Source organism: uncultured Nostoc sp., from assembly GCF_964247315.1.
GTDB lineage: Bacteria > Cyanobacteriota > Cyanobacteriia > Cyanobacteriales > Nostocaceae > Nostoc.
The window spans coordinates 238-18,933 of record NZ_CAXTTT010000099.1 but is presented as its reverse complement, the minus strand read 5'-3'; the positions used below and the strand labels follow the sequence as shown (position 1 = coordinate 18,933).

The window sequence follows — 18,696 nt, the reverse complement described above, 5'->3', positions numbered from 1 at the left end:
AGTGGTGTGTGTAAAAATGTTTATCAGACTACCATATCCTGCTGTTTGCTGGTTAATATCTGTTGTTTGTCTAACTTCAGCTAATCCAGCATATTCTGAACAACCGTTAGTCAAAAAAACTTTAGTACGCTCAGGTGAAGTTTTCAAAGAAATTCAAACATTGAATCAGCTACAGTTTCCTAAAACTAATGCTTCATATTTATGGAGAGTACCTAGAGAGCAGAACAAATCTCTCGAACTTAGTCAAGCAACCACAGATGTAGTATTAGTTACGGATGTGAAGGTTAACTCTACTAATAAAGGGATAGAGTTAATTTTAGTCACAGCTAATTCTCTTAAATTACAAGTTTTACCGAAAAGTGAGGGTAATTCCTACATTGCAGATATCCCTAATGCCAAGTTGCAACTAAGAAGTGGGGATTTTAGACAATCAAAGCCAGTAGCCGGAATTGCATTAATTACAGTTGCAAATTTAGATGCGAACACCTTGCGAGTAACGGTGACTGGGGAAATGAGTGCGCCTGCGGTGGAGTTGTTTGATAGTACAAAAGAAGGTTTAGTTTTTGGAGTGACCCCTAGTACTTCTACTGCTCAACAGCCAACAAAAACGCCAGAACAGCAGCCAGGGTTGCAGACACAACCAACTCAACCATCAGCTAGTGGTAATGAACCGATTGAGTTAGTGGTGACAGGCGAGCAGGATGGATACCGTGTACCAAATGCCTCTACTGCCACCAAAACCGATACACCCCTGCGTGACATTCCTGCCTCAATTCAAATAGTGCCCCGACAGGTGTTACAAGACCAAAAAGCAGTGCGGCTACAGGATGCACTGCAAAACGTCAGCGGCGTGACACAAGCAGGCAACTACGGGGGTACAGGAGCTGCTCGCTATATCATTCGTGGTTTTGAGCAGGATGGAAATTTTAGAAATGGATTCCGCGATGCCGATTTTTTCACATTATCAGAAATAGCAAACTTGGAACAGGTAGATGTACTCAAGGGACCAGCCTCAGTGCTTTTCGGTGAAGCTGAACCGGGTGGGATTATTAACCTTGTTACGAAGCAGCCGCTGAGTGAACCTTATTACGCTGCTGACTTCACCGCAGGAAGCTACGGTTTTTATCGTCCCACATTCGATATCTCTGGTCCACTGAATGCAGACAAAACTCTGTTATATCGCTTGAATATTGCTTACCAAAACTCCGGGAGTTTTCGTGACTTTGTTGACACCGAACGTATCTTCATCGCACCATCTCTAACCTGGAAAATCGGCACTAAGACAACATTAAACCTTGATTTTGAGTATTTAAACAATAATACCCAATTTGATCGAGGCATCGTCGCTATTGGTAACAGACCTGCCCCAATTCCGATTAGTCGCTTCTTAGGGGTTCCAGGAGAAAATGATTCAAAAACCACAGCTTACAGAGCTGGCTACAGATTAGAACATCAGTTTAGTAAAAATTGGCAGCTTCGCAATGCCCTTTCCATTACTATAAACAAGGTAAATGATTTCCGGGCAGAGCCAGGGGACTTGATCGACGATCGGTTTTTGGATAGGAATTTTACAAATGGTAAATTTGAAACTGACAACTACAGTCTCCAAACAGAGGTCATAGGAAAGTTTGCAACCGGGTCAATTATCCACCAACCGCTTTTGGGAATAGAGCTAAACCGAAGCGAAGGTCCGCTGATTTTTAGCAGAGGTATTTTGTCACCTATCGATATTTTTAGTCCGGTGAATAACAGCGTTATCCCTACCAATCCTTTAATAACTTTTGTTAATAGACAAATTCGCACTGATAGATTAGGAATTTACCTGCAAGATCAGATTACCCTACTGGATAATTTGAAGCTGCTAGTCGGAGGGCGTTTCGATTTTACTGAGCAGAAAAATGACAATTTACTTGCCTCAACTAGCATCAGTCAATCTGACCAAGCCTTTAGCCCTCGGGTTGGTCTTGTCTACCAGCCGATACCGCCAATTTCTCTCTACGCTAGCTACAGCAGTTCTTTTGTTCCAGTCATCGGTAATGCAGCCGACGATTCTGTTTTTGAACCTGAGCGAGGTACACAATACGAGGTAGGTGTCAAAGCCGATTTGAGTGACAGACTGTCTGCAACCCTAGCTGCTTACCAAATTACAAAAACTAACGTCCTGACCACCGATCCCAATCCCAACAATCTTGATTTTTTCATTCAAGTCGGAGAGCAACGTAGTCGGGGCGTTGAGCTAGATATCGCTGGCGAAATCCTGACCGGTTGGAAAATTATTGCCTCTTACGCTTATACCGATGCCCAAATCACCAAAGACAATGAATATGCAGTTGGGAATTTGTTGGAAAGCGTTGCTAAGAATACTGTTAGTCTGTGGACAACCTATGAAATCCAACGTGGGAGTTTACAAGGTTTGGGATTTGGATTGGGACTGTATTATGTGGGCGATAGACAGGGCGATTTAGATAACAGTTTTGTGTTGCCCAGCTACTTCCGCACGGATGCAGCACTTTATTACAAACGCAATAACTGGAAGGCTGCAATCAATATCAAGAATCTTTTTGATGAGAGATATTACGAAAGTAGCCAGGGAAGAGATACTATCTATCCCGGTGCGCCGTTAACGGTCTTGGGCACAATTTCGTGGGAGTTTTAGCATTGGTGTCAAGTTAAGAAAAATAGAGTCTTGTCAAGTGGGTAAAACTCAATGGTTAAAATCAACCCGGTTGGAATGTGATTAGCTTTTACGGTTATACAGACGCACGCATTAGCAAAGACAATGATATTCCAGTCGGGAATCGAGTAGAAGGAGTACCAGCTCATGTCGCTAGTTTGTGGACAACTTACACCTTTGGTACTGGCTCTCTCAAAGGTTTTGGAGGTGGAATTGGCTTTAACTACGTTGGAGATAATAAGCCAGATAGTTTAGATACATATACGATCCCAAGCTACTTTCTTACCGATGCAGCTCTGTACTATCGTCAGAATAACTTTAGCATTGGACTCAACTTGAATAACATATTTAATGTTCGATATTATGAAGCAAGCTTTGACTATCTCCAAAGAATTATTCCTGGTCGTCCGTATACAGCACAGTTGACAGTAAAGTGGGAATTTTAATGAGAACAACTCATTGGTTAACCAAGTGTTTTGTCATATCCCTGCCCCTTTTAGGATTGCTTGCTGTGGTAGTGTGGCTAAACAGTTATTTCTTTTTTAATTACCCAAAAGTTAGCGATTCTAAGAGTGTTTCTTCTTTAAGTCAGGTTCGAGTAGTTCAGCACTTTATGGGTAAGACAATAGTTCCGGCTCATCCTCAACGAGTTGTTGTGCTTAGTGGTCGTTGTTTAGAAAATGCTTTGGCGTTGGGGATCAAACCTATAGCTGCCTCAAAGTTATTTGTCTCACAATTGCAGCGATTAGTAGGCCCGCTATCAGGTATTGAAGATGTCGATTGGCTCTCTCCTAGTATCGAAAAAGTCTTGTTTCTCAAACCAGACCTAATTCTTGGTATGCATTTTCATCAAGATATTTATCCACTGTTATCACACATTGCACCCACTGTTTTGGCTCCTCCTGGAGCTAGTGGAGCTTGGAAAGAATCTTTTGCTTTCACAGCCAGTGTTCTGGGTAAAACTAAAATAGCCCAGCAGGTAATGGATAATTATTATGCACGTTTGACACAGTTGAAAGCAAAAATGGGCGATCGCCTGAACACAACTTTAGTCTCGGTTGCCGAATTGCGTACTGATGCACTTTGGCTGTGGGCGAAGGCAAGTTTTTCAGGAGTTATTCTTAAAGATGCGGGTGTTGCACGTCCTTACTCTCAAACTTTGGATAGTCAAGCAACCCTAAGTCTAGGGGGTGGCCCTGCTGCATACGCTTTATCAAACGAACTCCTGAGTGAGTTAGATGGGGATATTTTATTTCTAGTATCAGAAGACGTACTGGGCACAAGGGATTTACACCCAACGCTTGAGCAACTGAAAACAGAACCGTTGTGGTCAAAGTTGAAAGTTGTCCAACAGGAAAAAGTTCATGAGGTGGGGTTTTACTGGGTTCAGTTTGGCCCCCTTGCAGCCAATCGGATGATAGACGATTTGGAGCGATATTTAGTTAAACAGCAATAAACTATTTGAAAGTTTTTTAGGAGGGATTATGTTGAACTTGAGTGCAATTAGTAATGCAACTATGCAGTCAATTCCTTATAAATGGATTGTATTTGAAAACTTGCTTGACACTTCAGTCCAATCTGAACTAGCAAATAGTTTTCCGACTACAAACTATAAAGAATATCATGCTAGAGAGTTTGAGCCAGATGGATACCCGGAATATACATATGATGACTACAGGTTTTTTGCACGCTGCATTCTGGATGAAAGTAAGTACAAAGGTTTACAAGATATCAAGGATCTGAGTCTTAGTTGGCAAAAATTGATTGAACAACTTCTCACTCCTGATTATCGAGAGGCGATGGAGCATCTTACTAATTTGGATTTGAAAAACCATTCACTAACAATTTATTTAACACGACATGATTTAGGATTCTGGAACCGTCCTCATACAGATATCCCGCGTAAACATGTAACTCAACTTTTCTATTTCAATGAGGGATGGAATCCAGAGTGGGGAGGATATTTTCAAGTTCTTAAAGATAATCAGACTACTTCTGTAATTCAAGAAGTTCCACCCTTGCCGCAGTATTCAGTTGCTATTGTACGTTGCGATCGCTCTTGGCACATGGTTTCCCCTATTTCCTTGAGTGCAACTCAACACCGTTTGCATCTACAGACTTGCTTTTGGCTGCCAGAGTCTTAGGTTTTTGTTTAGCAAATTCTGAGAGGAATTTTGCTCAAAATACTAATACCTAACTAATTTAACCATGAATTATTATATTTAATATACCAAGAGCAATGCCTGCGGCGGGCTACGCCAACGCCTCTGTCCTTGGCCTTTTTCAGTAGCCTATTTTCTCTTCAATTGATGATTAACAAAGGTCTACTCTAATATTTTGCAATTGTAAAGCTAATCCTTTTGGCGATACCTGCGGCGGGCATTCGTGCCGCGTCTTGTAGAGAAGCCAACGCATCAAAGCATTTTTGGGTTATAGTCACTGGAATGTGCCTGATATCACTGCTATCTCTACTAATGCATATATTAGATCGTCTGCGAAGGTTTGCAGCTTTAAGGAATAAGGTATAGAGATGAATATACCAGTATAGTTGGTAACATTTTATTAAACTGTTCAATTGATTACATTTATCGCTGGCAGTACGTGATAGTTTTAAGGGTATTTTCTAATACAATAACACCTAAAAAACTATTTAGTATCTGTAAGTGAAAACTTTTAATTTTCAAAAGGTTTTAGCATTTTTTCTGCACTTCTATTTCAATAATAAATTAGATAGCAATTTTGGATGTGCATTGTATTTCTTATTGAAAATCTCGTTAGATAACTGATGACATTAATCCTCTCATTATCCGATTATTGGAAACTATTTCATGAAGAATATCCAATTGGGCAAAATAGCGATTCCGAGAATTTTGACCTGACCCGCAAACTTCAAATTCTATATGGTGAAGGGTATCACCGAGAAATTCACCTACGAGATGATGTATTTTTAAGCATCTACAACTATCAATCACAGAAATCAGTAATTGTAGAATCTCCTGTTCGAGGACACATGATAGAGTTTCAATTTTTACCTTTAGTAGGTTTTCAAGCTCAAAATAGCAGCAGAACAGGACAATACTTTTTGAGCGGTAGTGGTATGGCTCTTAAGTCTACTAATTTCTATAATGAATTTTTTGGGTTAGTAGAAGTCGGGGTTCATATAAAACCAGAAGTTTTTTACTCATTTGTAGCAGATATCTCTGAAGAAATTCCGCCGGAGTTAAAACATTTATTTAGACATTCAGATCAACTCACTTATGAGCGTTATGGTATCCAAATTCCAGCAATGCAATTAGCAGTGCAGCAAATTATTCAATGTCCCTACCAAGGCATGACTAAGCGAATATATTTTGAGAGCAAGGTTTGGGAATTAGCAGCATTAATGATAGACCAAGAGGTACAAATTAACCAAGGCAAATTAAAGATGAATGCAATCAAACCTTCAGAGGTTGACTGCATTTATGATGCCAAAGAAATTTTGTTACAACACTTACATAATCCACCTTCGCTCATCCAGTTATCACGGCAAGTGGGATTAAACGATCGCAAACTTAAACAAAGATTTAAGCAAGTTTTTGGCACTACAGTCTTTGGCTACCTACATAACCACCGCATGGAACTAGCTCAAAAGCTACTGATTGAAAGAAATCTGAATGTAACAGAAGTAGCCAGAACAGTAGGTTACGCTAGTTTACCTTCATTTAGCTATGCTTTTTATAAAAAGTTTGGGGTAAATCCCAAGTCCTATCAGACAGAAAAAGTCCGTCTCGAATAAAAAAAAGTCCGTCTGGAAGAAAATGCGATCGCTCTGGGTGTTGTATTCTCTAGCAATAACCAAAGTTGGTATAAACAATTTTTTTACCAACTCGTTTAGTTAGTAATAATAGCTACTACGGTTTTCTACATTGAGTTTGTTTTAACTAGTGCGTTATTTATGCAAACAAGCCATTAACAGTGTTTTTACTGGCTTATAGATAGTGCAATAAATTTTACTCTATTTTTTTATTTGGTGTGTTGGTCGGGAGTGTATAAAAAATGCGTTTTAATCTTTTATTTACTATCAGTAGCTTGTTAATAACAGTTTTTTCTATGACTGTAGCTGATGCTGAACAGCTATTCTCTGAGAACTCTAATGCAAATTCAGGTGAAGTCAAGAGTAAAATTCACTCATTGAGTGAGATGCAGGCTCAGAAAACGAGTGCAACGTATTTGTTGAGGACACCCAGAAATCAGAACAAAGTTCCTCAATTAAGTCAGGTAACATCAGATGTGGTGTCAGTGACAGATGTGAAGGTGAATACTACCAACAAAGGGATAGAGTTAATTTTAATCACAGCTAATTCTGTAAAATTACAAGTTTCACCGAAAACAGAAGGGAATTCATACATTGCAGATATCCCTAATGCTAAGTTACAGCTTGCAAGTGGAGATTTTCGACAAGAGAAGCCTTACTCTGGAATTGCACTAATTACAGTGACAATTGTAGATGCAAATACTTTGCGGGTGACGGTAGTAGGAGAAACAAGTACACCTGTTGTAGAGTTATTTGATAGTCAGACTGAGGGGTTGGTGTTTGGGGTAAGTGCGACACCATCAACTGCACAGCAGCCAACAATAACACCAGAGCAAAAACCTCCTACTGAGGAGAAGCAACCACCAATTGAGTTAGAGGTGACTGCACCACCAGACACGTATCGAGTTCCAAATACAAGTATTGGCACAAAAACCGATACGCCACTGCGCGATATTCCCCAATCAATTCAGGTGATCCCTCGGCAAGTTTGGCAAGATCAAGGCTCAGATAACCTTGGGGATGTACTGAGAAATGCAGGTGTCGCACCACCAGCCCGTTTTCCTGGTCGTTTTGCTGATGAGTTTACCATTCGAGGTTTTTCAAACAGCTTTACTAATGTCTTTATCAATGGTTTAAGGCAAAGTTCAACTTTTTCAATTATTGCTCCCACTGACTTAACGAATTTGGAGCGAGTTGAGGTTTTCAAAGGCCCTGCTTCTGTGCTTTATGGTAGGGGTAATCTTAGTGGCTTTGTTAATTTAGTTACCAAACAGCCTCTAGCTGAACCATACTATAATCTTCAGTTCACAGCAGGTAGTTATAGTTATTATCGACCCTCAATCGATCTCTCCGGGCCACTTACCTCTGATAAAAATGTTTTGTATCGCTTGAATGCTTCTTACATAAATTCTGGTAGCTTTATTGATTTTTACAACCAAGAACGCTATCAAATTGCACCAGTTATTACTACACGTCTTGGAAACAATACTAAGCTTACTGTAGAGGGCAGCTATACACAGATTAGGAAACCTCAAGAAATAGGCTTGCCTGCTAAAGGTACTATTTTACCTAATCCGAATGGCGAACTTCCCATTAATAGGTTTTTAGGGGAACCTTCAAATCCATCAGAAGACCGTGCTATAACTCAAGGAAGTTATAGACTAGAGCATCGTTTCAATGAGAACTGGTCTTTGCAAAACGCTTTTCAAATTACTTTATTGAGGCAGAACGTTCCGAGTGTACAACTTCGTGCCTTATTAGCAGATAACCAGACTGCAACACGAACTAGAGTTTTTGATAATATCGACATTCGCAATAATTATATTTCAGACACCAATGTAACTGGTAGGTTTAAGACAGGCAGCATTGAGCATCAAATTCTAGCAGGGTTCGAGTTATCCAGATATATGCAACCGCTTTCAAAGTTTACTAGAGTTACTGCTCCTTCTATTAATATCTTTAATCTAATTTACAATCAGATTGGCGGTGATACTATTGTCTCTCGCTCTAATATTAAAACTAAAATTGATAGTTTGGGTTTTTATGCTCAAGACCAAATATCTTTTCTAGACAACCTCAAGCTTGTTCTAGGTGGACGCTGGGACTTCACCGACTTTAGTCAGACCAATAGACTTACTTCAACTACAACTAATCAAAATGACAGCGTATTTAGTCCTCGTGTAGGCTTAGTTTATCAACTTAGTAAAGCGGTTTCGCTTTATGCTAGTTACAGCCGTTCTTTTGAGCCAGTGGTTGGAACAGCAGCCGATGGTAGTGCTTTTAAACCGCAATATGGGACTCAATATGAAGTAGGCGCTAAAACGGATCTGTTCGATGGCAAACTCTCTGCCACTCTAGCTTTGTATGAATTTACTCTTTCTAATGTCACAACGCCCGACCTCAATAACCAAGGCTTTAATATCCAAATCGGTGAGCAAACAAGTAGAGGTGTAGAGCTGAATTTAGCAGGAGAAATTTTGCCAGGATGGAACGTAATTACTGCTTATTCTTACGCTGATGCTCGAATTACACAAGACAATGACATTCCTGTAGGGAAGTTATTACCTAATCAGCCAGTACATCTTGCTAGTTTCTGGACGACTTACATTATACCTAAAGGAAATTTACAAGGATTAGGATTTGGTTTCGGTTTAACTTATGTAGGAGACCAACAAGTAGATTCATTGAACACTTTAAAACTACCAAGTTACATTCGTACTGATGCAGCCCTTTATTACCGTCACAATAATTTCAATGCTGTACTCAATATTCAAAACCTATTTGACAAGAGATATTTTGAAGCCTCTAACGGCGATACACAGGTTTTTCCTGCTTTTCCGTTGACTGCAAAATTTACACTTGGGTGGCAGTTTTGAATGGTTGTTCTACTCTGGATACATTGTCTCAAACGAATTTGGTTACTAGGATTAGTTACCTTTTTTCTAATCAGCGCTTGCAATGTTGCATACGAGCATTCATCAATTAAGATTAAAGTCAGCACTTCTGTTGGTAATGTTTCACAAGCAAATAGCCGTCTGATTAAACACGCAATGGGTGAAACCTGGATACCTATACATCCTCAGCGAGTAGTTATTCTACATGGTTTTTTGTGGGAAGATGCGATCGCATTAGGACTCAAGCCAGTGGGAGCAGCAGTTCGGGGATGGGCTAGCATAACACCACCACAGATTAGCTTAGAGCAGCAACAAGGCGTTGTGGATGTGGGATATACACCAACCAATATCGAAAAGGTTTTGGCTCTCAAGCCGGACTTGATTTTAGGGACTTTTGATGCTCAGAAAGATATTTACCCATTTTTATCACACATTGCACCAACAGTTATCGTTGAGATCGACATTCACGACTGGAAAGACCATTTTCTAAGAGTAGCTGAGGTGTTAGGTAAGACTAAAGAAGCACAAAAAGTTATAACTGATTATAATTCTCGCTTACAAAATTTTAGAGATGCTATAGGCGATCGCCTCCCTAAAATTCGATTGTCGGTGATTGGTTTTGAAAAAGAAATTTGTTGGCTGTTCAATCAGCAAAAGAATAGCTTTTCATATAGAATTTTGTCAGAAGCAGGTTTAATTCATACAACTTCTCTCAATCAAAATATTCCCATGCTAGATAATTATCTTATTTCTTGGGAACGTGTTGATGAAATAGATGGAGATGTAATTTTTGTGACTAATTTCGCATTTAGAAAAGAAGAAGAAACCCAAAAAAATTTACAGAGTTTGCAATCTGTACCTCTATGGTTCAAGTTAAAAGCTGTGCAGAATAATAAGGTTTATCGAGTAGGAGTCTACTGGATAGGCAATGGCCCTTTAGCAGCTAATCGTGTACTTAACGACCTTTTTAAGTATTTAGTCAACAAGTCATAAGTTTTAGATACTTTTAGAAAATTGGAGTACATTATGCTGTTAAATTTAGACGCAATTCGCAATGGTATAATTCACGATTATCCTTATCGTTGGATTCTATTTAATAATGTTATTAATGAGTCAGCTAAAAGTGAATTAGTTAGCACTCCTCCTCCAGAAGATCAATTTCAATATGGAGAAAAAGATGGTTATGGACATTGGGTAGGACCTCCTTTTAGAAAAGATAGAGTTTTTTCCAAAGGAACTGCTTGGCAAAAATTAATTGAAGAACTTCATTCTTCTACTTATAGGATAGCTTTTGAAGAACTGACGGGCTTGGACTTGAGCGAGCATATATTAGGAATGCTTCTCTACCAATACGATCCAGGACATGGTACATATCCTCATCGTGACAATTTAGGCTGCACAATCGTTCATATGTTCTATTTTTCTGAAAAGTGGGACTCTCGCTGGGGAGGATGTTTCCGAATTTTAAAAAACTCTCATCCAGATTCCGCCTTTATCGATGTACCACCACTGTTTGAAACTTCTGTTGCCTTTATCAATTCAGATAAAGCATGGCATATGGTTTCTCATATTGCACCAGATGTCACTCAAATTCGATATGCTCTCAAAGCCAGCTTTTATAAGCCACAAGAGTAGTTTGGGATGTTGTTAAATCAGTCTGTAGCTGTTACTTCACCTTACTCAAATTATGACGCCATAGCTGATGCAGCACTTAAGAGCGATCGCCCCCTAAAAGCTACAGCTGTAAAAAAATAAATAATGGTTCCTCCTGACTTCTGAACCTACTATCTCTTGAGCAATACAACGAAAAATTTACTTGTAAAAATCAGTCTGCCTCAGGAATGAACTTGAGAGCAATCCCATTCATGCAGTAGCGTTGGCTAGTAGGGGCAGGGCCGTCGCCAAATACATGACCTAGATGACTACCGCAGCGACGACAATGCACCTCAGTTCTGGTCATATTATATGATTTGTCTATAGATGTACCAATTGCCCCTTCTATGGGAGCGAAAAAACTCGGCCAGCCTGTACCACTGCTAAATTTAGTATTAGATGTAAAAAGTGGTAAGCCACAAGCTGTACATACATAAGTACCCTCGGTATCTTGCTTATCAAGTGGGCTAGTGCAAGCGCGTTCAGTTCCATGTTGACGCATTACTTCATACTGTTCTGGCGTTAAAATTGCACGCCACTCTTCTTCAGTTTTGGTGATTTCAAATTCACTATTTGAAGTTGTCATAATTGCCTCATAAAACTAACACGACTTATTTCACCCCAACTATTTGTGTAGTATACCAAATTAGTTAGTAGATAAAACGATCGCATTTTCATAATTTTCCTTATCTATGCGTAAGTCTTAGGCGTTTTGCAAAGATTAGAGTTTGGTTTAGTTTATATTCGCTGGCGTAGGCGTAGCCCGTCGTAGACATCGCTTTGTTTTCATAATTATTTACCAGTAATGCTTTGTGAGAGTCACACAGGGCGATCGTTTCTTGAAGCACTTTAGTTGAAGCGTTTCTTTTCTGCATCTGTGGCTAATGTGGCGATGCAGCTAATAAAGCGATCGCCACAACTTATCTACTCATTTCGAGCTATTCTGTAGCAATCATAACATCTGACGCTTTAATCACAGCGATCGCTTGTTTTCCCTCTTGAAGTTGGAGATGCTCTACCGACTCTTTGGTAATAATTGCAGTTACTTCGACCCCAGGCACAATTTCTAATATTACCTCAGAGTTGACTGCTCCTGTGTGAATTTCCTTAATAGTTCCTTTAAAGGAATTACGAGCGCTAACTTCCATATTTTGATACTCCCTAGTTTTAAGATAATTCTAAACTGAGTAATACTAACAACTATCAGATTATTAGATTATCTTCATTTAGTCGGATGCTTTCTTCTGCCTTACAGAATAACTTAGATATCAGACTGGTATTAGAAGATGGCGAAAAAGTCGATAGTAAAACAATTAAAGGGACAGTCAAAGCTTGGCGGAGGATTTATTAAAAACTGTTTTTGGTGATGCAGCTACTCAGTTCTTTTGGTGCGTTCTGATAATTTTTGGCAGATTGTAGATTTAGTAATTTGTCAAGCAGTTGAATGCCACTAACTGTATTGGTTACTTTTTTGATAATTTAATATAACTTTTTTTACAAGATTGGAATGCTCTTTATCAAACCCTGATTCTTGCATCTGGATGAAAATATCAAAGCTTAGTTTTAAACGAGCAAGAAGGCGTAATGTTTGCAATCGAAAGCCACTTGGTCAAGTAGACCAAGTGGTGTGGGAATTCTCCGTTGTAGGCGTTTTTACTCAGAAGGGTTTTCAGAAATATTTTGGTTTCAAAGGAGAAGGAGGAGCAGATAATATGAGGATATTTGTCACATTACTAACGTAACGACCTCCAGCTTTGTCACCTGGAACTACTAAACGAGCAAATCCTTCATCTGTTAAAGGCACGACTTTACCATCACTACCTTTTTTTGCAAATGCAATTAGCACTGCTTTCCCTTCAAAGTTAGGTTGAATTTCACCAATAGCTACGACTGCACCATAGCAATCTGTGGCGTCAACTAGAACATATTGCCTCAGAAAAGAGTTTTTACTATTCACGCCAGAATTTCCGGGTTTTAGACCACCTCCGGCTTTCGGATTATTAATCAATTCCCATAGGGGAACTCCATAGTATGTTTCTGTTCGTGGCCCTGAGCCAGTTTGAAAGCTCACAGTGATTTCAGTAACTAATGCTGGATTTTGTTTTTTTAAAGCATCTCGTAAATTTTGCAGTTTTTGAAAGTTATAAGTGGCTGGATTATTGAGTTCTCCACCCAAGCGAAAACTTTGCGAATAACCTCCATAACACTTATTTTTATCCCAGAGAGAAGGTGTTTTTTCTTTTTGATTCCAAGGAACATCGCTTTTGGAGTCAGCTAAAGTAGGCTGCCATAAAACCAGTATAGATAGTATTAAAGACGCAATGGGTATCTGGCGGGTAAAACGCATAAAATCCTTCTCCGTTTTCTATTAAATATTGAAAAAATTAGATAGTTTTGCTCAAAGCTTTTCGCTCACCCAAAATTAGTATCGTTCTCACTACAACTTAGCAAGCTGACAAAAATTTTTGTTAGAAAAAAGTAAAACCTTCAAATCATTTAACTTTCAACTCCTTACCAGACAATACAAAATAGCTAGTTTTCAATATAAATTATTAAAAACTAATGAATCCAAACACAAAGTTATTCGCAAATCTCAGAATAGGTTTGCGTTTTTTAAAATGAATAAGTGTATCTATGTATGTACTGAAGATAATACCAACTTATTGAGTAAATTACCATATTATTTGGTAATCAAATGCTAACAAAATTAAATTTTATTTCTTTTTAAAATAGTGAGGCTTAATATTGTATATAAATTTGCTATCGTTATTTGCTTTATAAATAGGTTACTATCAAGCTAATAAAGTGTTTATAAGTGAGATTTACCTGTAAATTAGAAAACTGTCCGATTTGTGGAGAAGGGTTGTAGTTGTGCCGACACTATAAGTTGGAGCAAAATTATCCAGCTACTAGACTCGTAGTGTAGGCAACCAATAGACTAAAGAAGTGGAACCGTTCACAGGTGCGGTGAACAGAGCGATATAGCCGTCTATCGCTCTATTTCATCAACTACTTAAGAGCTTTATACAACGCCTGTTCTACTTCCATTTTAAGTCTTGCCTAAACACTATTCTTTCTGGTTCAGCTCCTGCGTTTTAACAACTGCAATCTTAAGTATCAAACTAAATTAAAATGCCTACTGTGCCATCGTCATTTTGACTGCAATATCGCACGGTTTACCAAAGTAGGGTGAACTTGTCACTAAAATACCTACACCAGTGCTAGCATAATCCTTTATATTTTCAGAGGTAATACCACCAGCCGCTGCTAGTTTTAAGTTTGGATGCTCCTGCTTCAACTTCAAAACTAGAGGCTCAAGGTCTGGTAGGGGAATTTTATCAAACTGAATTAAATCTACACCTGCTTGAGCAGCCATCCAAGCATCTTTTGGTGTATCTACTTCAACGCAAATATGTTGTTCTGGAAACTGTCGTCGCAGTTCATTCATGCGTTCAATTAGCCCAACTAGACCTCCCAGGAATATTAGGTGTTGGTTAAAGATTAAAACTGTTTCAGATAATCCTAAGCGATGAAAAAAACCCCCGCCAGCTAGAACTGCTTTGATGGAAAGCGCTCTAGTACCTGGAAAACATTTACGAGTAGTCACAATAGAAATAGACTGATTTACTGTTTTAGCAGTATCTACTAATACTCTTGTACGCGAAGCAATGCCGGAGGTGTATTCCATCAAATTTAAAGCAACTCTCCAGCCACTATGCAAAGCTTGAGCAGTGCCACTAGCTTGAAGAATTAATTGCTTCTCTTGGCAGACTGTACCACTTTCGAGTTGATAATGAACTTCGGCACCACAATATTTTAAGACTCTGGCTGCTTCTTCAGTAGCGCAAATGGTCATCGGATGACGGGTAGAAAACTCGATTTCACCAAGTTGCTTGCCAATGCCAAGTCCGTAGGTTGTCAAATCTAGGTAGGGAACATCTTCCTCAATTAACCTAGCGATCGCCTCATCTGAGAAGAAAACACTCATTTTAGTTTTATGCTCGGCTGACAAATAAATAGCTCAATCAAGATTCACACTAAACCTAATCTCATTCAGTTGTAGGAATTGTAATAATTACTACCATTATCCCAAATAGTTGGTAACAACATAACTTTGTTAATAAAAAATATATACTTGAGTCGTCAGAATTAGTTAAATGCTGAAATTGCAAACTATTGACTTATAATATTAAGTTTGAATTTAGCAATCATAGAGATAAGTGTAAAGATAGACAATGCTAAATTTAGATGCCATTTATCGTACAACAATGCAATCAGTTCCATACAGTTATGCTGTGATAGAGAATTTGTTGCCCAAAGCAGCTAGCTTGGAACTTGCTGCCAGCTTTCCCCAGGAACAGTTTCGCTTATCAATAGGGGAAGGATATGGATACCTTTGGAGTGAGATGCTTGCTAGTAATGAGGATATTGCTTTGATGTACAAATTTTGCGATCACGCCAGCCCTGAGTTGTCAGATCGTTGGCGCGATCGCATTACACAAGGAAGATTATCTTCTAATCTTGGTAATCTCGGCAGTATTTGGCGACAACTGATAGAAGAACTGTGGACACCTACTTACCGCCAAGCCTTAACACAAATGTCTGGGGTGGAACTTAAAGACTGTGCAATGGTGATTGGGTTTCGCCGATATAATCTAGGTCACTGTCATCGCCCTCATACTGATGAACCATCGAAAGCTCTGACTCACTTGCTATTTTTCAATGAACAATGGTCTATGGATTGGGGTGGTTGTTTGCGAATTCTCTTGGACGAAAAACCAGAATCTGTCTTCCAAGATATTGTACCACTGGGCCAGTTTTCGGCTGTGATTGTGCGCTCAGATAATTCCTGGCACATGGTAACTCCAGTAGCATCGACTGCACTACAGTGCCGATTGGCTCTCAGGATTACTTTTTTTCACAATCTCGATGCAGGTGCTTAGTCGATAGTAAAAATCTAATTCCCACACAAAAAGCGATCGCTGAGGCAAGTGGCGTGGGAACTCTGCGTTGTAAGCATCTTTAATCTGAAGGGTTTTCAGAAATATTTTGGTTTCTACAATTTTTACCAAAATATTTGGATAAGAAGAGAAATTCCAGCGATCGCATTATTAGTATTCCGCCGTAAACCTTATAAAATCATGGGGTGAGGGGTGATACCCCTAAATGACCAGCTGCATCCTCAAACGCCACTTTTTAAAGAGCGGGAACGCTAAAAGTGAACAAGTTGGGAAACCGCAAGGGCGCAGGGCTGCCCCAACCTACACAGTTTAAGGTTTTTAGTACTAACCCAAGCCTATTGGTTCATCGCTTACTTGAACTTTTTGCTGTTTGGCAGCAATCAACTTTCTCTGCAAGGCAAAAGCTACACTCACAGCAAGTAAAATTCCACCAACCCCCTGAGATTCGGGAACTGACTTCGGACTATTAAATCCATACTTTGCTAGTATTTCTTGTCCAGTTGGTGAAAGGATATAATCAGCTAGTTTTGAACCTCCAGGATTCGCATCCTTAAATACTGTCAAACCATAGTCAGCTTGGGTTTTTAAGTTATCTGGCAATTCTACTATCTGTAAACTTGGTGAAATTTGTTGGGCAGATAAAGCACTGGTGTAATAGACCAAATAGATGTCTGCTTTGTTGATATCTTGCAAATAGTAGACTATACTGCCCCCCGGACTATTCCTCTCTGGCGGCAATGTTCCTGATAATATTACGGCTTTACCATTCAGTTGGGCAAAGCTGCCTGGATTAATTTGTTCAGCTTTGCGAAATACTTCGACCCCGTAATCTCCCAAGGGATCGCTTACAGGTTTGGAAATACCCAATTTAACGTCGCTATCGAGAAACTTATCAAGCAGATTCTCTGTGGTGAGTGACACTTCAGGTGTAGCGATCGCATAGATAGGGTTTCTGGCAAACGTTTCGACTTCCCCACTTAAGTTCTTTTGATTTAGTGTAAGGGGATTACCTAAATCCGCACTGGCAAAGACATCTGCCTTTTCCCCTGCTAATAACCTATCTTTCAATGAACCAGAGGAGGCAAATTCTGTTTTGACAGGAATCCCATATTCCTGGGTAAAAGCACTAGCAACTTCCGAAAGCCCACCCCTCAAGCTACCAGCAGCATATAAAGTTACCTCAGGAGGTGCAGCCAGTGTGGCTGCTAAAGTCTGTTTTGTAAAGGTAAGATTGGCAACTAATACAGTCAGTGAAGCGGCAAGCAAATACTTTTTCATCATTTTTTAATCGCCCATAAGTAAGGAAAAAATCACTTTCTCATTTTTGATAAGCTAAAACACATATTTATTGCATAGTCACTCGTGAGGTTTTTTGACTGCTGACAGTTGACAGTCAAGAGTTAACACTCAACAGCCAACACGACCATATATGATTTAAAAAGTGTGGAACAGCTTAACTAATGCTTAAACAGTCCTCGATCTGAGCGTTTAAACTTTATAAATTATTCAACAGTATTGATAGCGTATGTTTTTATACGGATTGGTGTTTTCGATTGAAATTATCATACCAACTTGGTTGGATAAAATCAATTCAACTACATAATTAAACGCTGACTTTATCAAAACTTTAAGTAAAAAGTTTTTTATCGTGATGAGATTACGCACATGACAAGACTTCAGGAATAACTACGACTGTAGTGCTTTTGCAATGCCTACAGCGAACGTACCCCTACGGAGAAGCAAGCTATAGGTATTGCACGTCGTTGGCGCAGCCTCTCATAGAAAAGCGATCGCAACCCAAACTCAATGATGAACCTGAAGCTTAGGTGTGGGATAGTTTGTTTGGAGTAATGCCACCAGTTCCTGGTCAAATAGTTCTACTTTGTCTGGTGTCAGGCTAGCTTTCACACCAGCATTAGCACGAATACATCCACGCCAATCTTTGTATGTCAAAGGCACAAATATTATACCTGTGCCGAGATCAATAATTTTCTGTCCAGATAAATCAATACTCTATTCAGACGATCTGTCAAATAATGTACTGGGAAAGCCAAGGCGGTGTTTTGCTCCTATCAGTAGCAGTGACACCAAAGTCAACTTTCATAAGCTTTGTTGGAAAAGTTATTAGGTAGCATGAATGTGTTTGTTTGCCTTGTGCTTTCTTTCATAGTGAAAGAAAGCAAATATGGAGGCATAACAGCTTATGAATCTTGTCCCTGGACAATTTCTTTTTGGATAAAACTAATTTGTGCAGCTAATTCTTGCCGAGTAGAAGCTTTGAATAGATATCGGAAAACAAACCAGATTAAGTAACCAATTCCAGTTAACTCAAAAGCTAGATTTAACTGCGGAATTTCATTTATTACATTTAATACAGCTAAAACTATCTTAACTGCAACTATTGCTGTAATAATTGTAGTAAAACAAATGATTGGCAGTTGGTATTCCCTGGAGAATCTACTTAAGTATTTAGGTAATTTCTCCAAATATTCAGAAAAACTACTGTCATTTTGTTGCCATTGAGGTAGTGGTTGATTAACAAATAGTGGCAATGGTTGAGTTTCAACTTTTGAACTTTCAAGTCCTGCGATAGATTCGGTTGATGTAATATCAAAAGATTTCGATTGTTCTACTTCGCTCTCCCGATGTAATAGCTTATCAGCAGGTAGTGGCAATGGTTGAGTTTCAACTTTTGAACTTTCAAGTCCTGCGATAGATTCG

At 39.1% G+C, this 18,696-nt stretch carries 16 protein-coding genes; 9 read left to right on the top strand and 7 right to left on the bottom strand.

All coding sequences use genetic code 11. The annotated features are described in order from the left end of the window. Window positions 1-16: 16 nt before the first annotated feature. The 8 genes from ACFE93_RS25280 to ACFE93_RS25245 all read left to right on the top strand — a co-directional run bounded on the left by ACFE93_RS25280 (window position 17) and on the right by ACFE93_RS25245 (window position 10,996). Window positions 17-2,656, top strand: coding sequence for a TonB-dependent siderophore receptor (locus ACFE93_RS25280; protein ID WP_375477331.1), 2,640 nt, complete (start codon window positions 17-19; stop codon window positions 2,654-2,656). Between the two features lie 77 nt (window positions 2,657-2,733). Then, window positions 2,734-3,120: a TonB-dependent receptor domain-containing protein gene (locus ACFE93_RS25275; protein WP_375477329.1), complete on the top strand. Its 387-nt coding sequence runs from the start codon at window positions 2,734-2,736 to the stop codon at window positions 3,118-3,120. Next, on the top strand, window positions 3,120-4,130 hold the full coding sequence (locus tag ACFE93_RS25270; RefSeq protein ID WP_375477327.1) for an iron-siderophore ABC transporter substrate-binding protein: 1,011 nt from the start codon (window positions 3,120-3,122) through the stop codon (window positions 4,128-4,130). The genes ACFE93_RS25275 and ACFE93_RS25270 overlap by 1 nt, the downstream gene beginning before the upstream one ends. A 28-nt stretch (window positions 4,131-4,158) precedes the next feature. Next, complete coding sequence (locus tag ACFE93_RS25265; protein ID WP_375477325.1) at window positions 4,159-4,818, top strand: 2OG-Fe(II) oxygenase; 660 nt, start codon at window positions 4,159-4,161, stop codon at window positions 4,816-4,818. 641 nt (window positions 4,819-5,459) lie between these two features. After that, window positions 5,460-6,449 carry a helix-turn-helix transcriptional regulator gene (locus ACFE93_RS25260; RefSeq protein WP_375477323.1) on the top strand — a complete coding sequence of 330 codons (990 nt, stop codon included), beginning with the start codon at window positions 5,460-5,462 and terminating at the stop codon, window positions 6,447-6,449. Window positions 6,450-6,763: 314 nt separating this feature from the next. Then, window positions 6,764-9,343: a TonB-dependent siderophore receptor gene (locus ACFE93_RS25255; protein WP_375477321.1), complete on the top strand. Its 2,580-nt coding sequence runs from the start codon at window positions 6,764-6,766 to the stop codon at window positions 9,341-9,343. Beyond that, on the top strand, window positions 9,344-10,354 hold the full coding sequence (locus ACFE93_RS25250; protein ID WP_375477319.1) for an ABC transporter substrate-binding protein: 1,011 nt from the start codon (window positions 9,344-9,346) through the stop codon (window positions 10,352-10,354). It abuts the gene before it with no gap. A gap of 33 nt (window positions 10,355-10,387) precedes the next feature. Further along, window positions 10,388-10,996 carry a 2OG-Fe(II) oxygenase gene (locus ACFE93_RS25245; protein WP_375477317.1) on the top strand — a complete coding sequence of 203 codons (609 nt, stop codon included), beginning with the start codon at window positions 10,388-10,390 and terminating at the stop codon, window positions 10,994-10,996. Window positions 10,997-11,186: 190 nt separating this feature from the next. Here ACFE93_RS25245 and msrB read toward each other — a convergent pair whose 3' ends face one another. From msrB to modD, 4 genes are all read right to left on the bottom strand, one after another. Beyond that, window positions 11,187-11,600 (bottom strand): peptide-methionine (R)-S-oxide reductase MsrB, encoded by a 414-nt coding sequence (gene msrB, locus ACFE93_RS25240; protein WP_375477315.1) that lies wholly within the window; start codon window positions 11,598-11,600, stop codon window positions 11,187-11,189. 352 nt (window positions 11,601-11,952) lie between these two features. Continuing rightward, window positions 11,953-12,162, bottom strand: a complete 210-nt coding sequence (locus ACFE93_RS25235; protein ID WP_375477313.1) for a molybdopterin-binding protein — start codon at window positions 12,160-12,162, stop codon at window positions 11,953-11,955. A gap of 521 nt (window positions 12,163-12,683) precedes the next feature. Beyond that, window positions 12,684-13,361 (bottom strand): hypothetical protein, encoded by a 678-nt coding sequence (locus tag ACFE93_RS25230; protein ID WP_375477311.1) that lies wholly within the window; start codon window positions 13,359-13,361, stop codon window positions 12,684-12,686. Between the two features lie 789 nt (window positions 13,362-14,150). Continuing rightward, entirely contained in the window at window positions 14,151-15,002 is an 852-nt protein-coding gene (modD, locus tag ACFE93_RS25225; RefSeq protein WP_375477309.1) for a ModD protein, read from the bottom strand. A 247-nt stretch (window positions 15,003-15,249) separates the two neighbouring features. Here modD and ACFE93_RS25220 point away from each other — a divergent pair, with 247 nt between their 5' ends. Next, window positions 15,250-15,957 (top strand): 2OG-Fe(II) oxygenase family protein, encoded by a 708-nt coding sequence (locus tag ACFE93_RS25220; RefSeq protein WP_375477307.1) that lies wholly within the window; start codon window positions 15,250-15,252, stop codon window positions 15,955-15,957. Between the two features lie 342 nt (window positions 15,958-16,299). Here ACFE93_RS25220 and ACFE93_RS25215 read toward each other — a convergent pair whose 3' ends face one another. The 3 genes from ACFE93_RS25215 to ACFE93_RS25205 all read right to left on the bottom strand — a co-directional run. After that, window positions 16,300-17,256 (bottom strand): extracellular solute-binding protein, encoded by a 957-nt coding sequence (locus ACFE93_RS25215; protein WP_375477305.1) that lies wholly within the window; start codon window positions 17,254-17,256, stop codon window positions 16,300-16,302. A 522-nt stretch (window positions 17,257-17,778) separates the two neighbouring features. After that, window positions 17,779-17,934 carry a hypothetical protein gene (locus tag ACFE93_RS25210; protein WP_375477303.1) on the bottom strand — a complete coding sequence of 52 codons (156 nt, stop codon included), beginning with the start codon at window positions 17,932-17,934 and terminating at the stop codon, window positions 17,779-17,781. Between the two features lie 242 nt (window positions 17,935-18,176). After that, window positions 18,177-18,696 (bottom strand): CAAD domain-containing protein (locus tag ACFE93_RS25205; protein ID WP_375477301.1); only part of this gene is annotated, 520 nt, incomplete at its 5' end.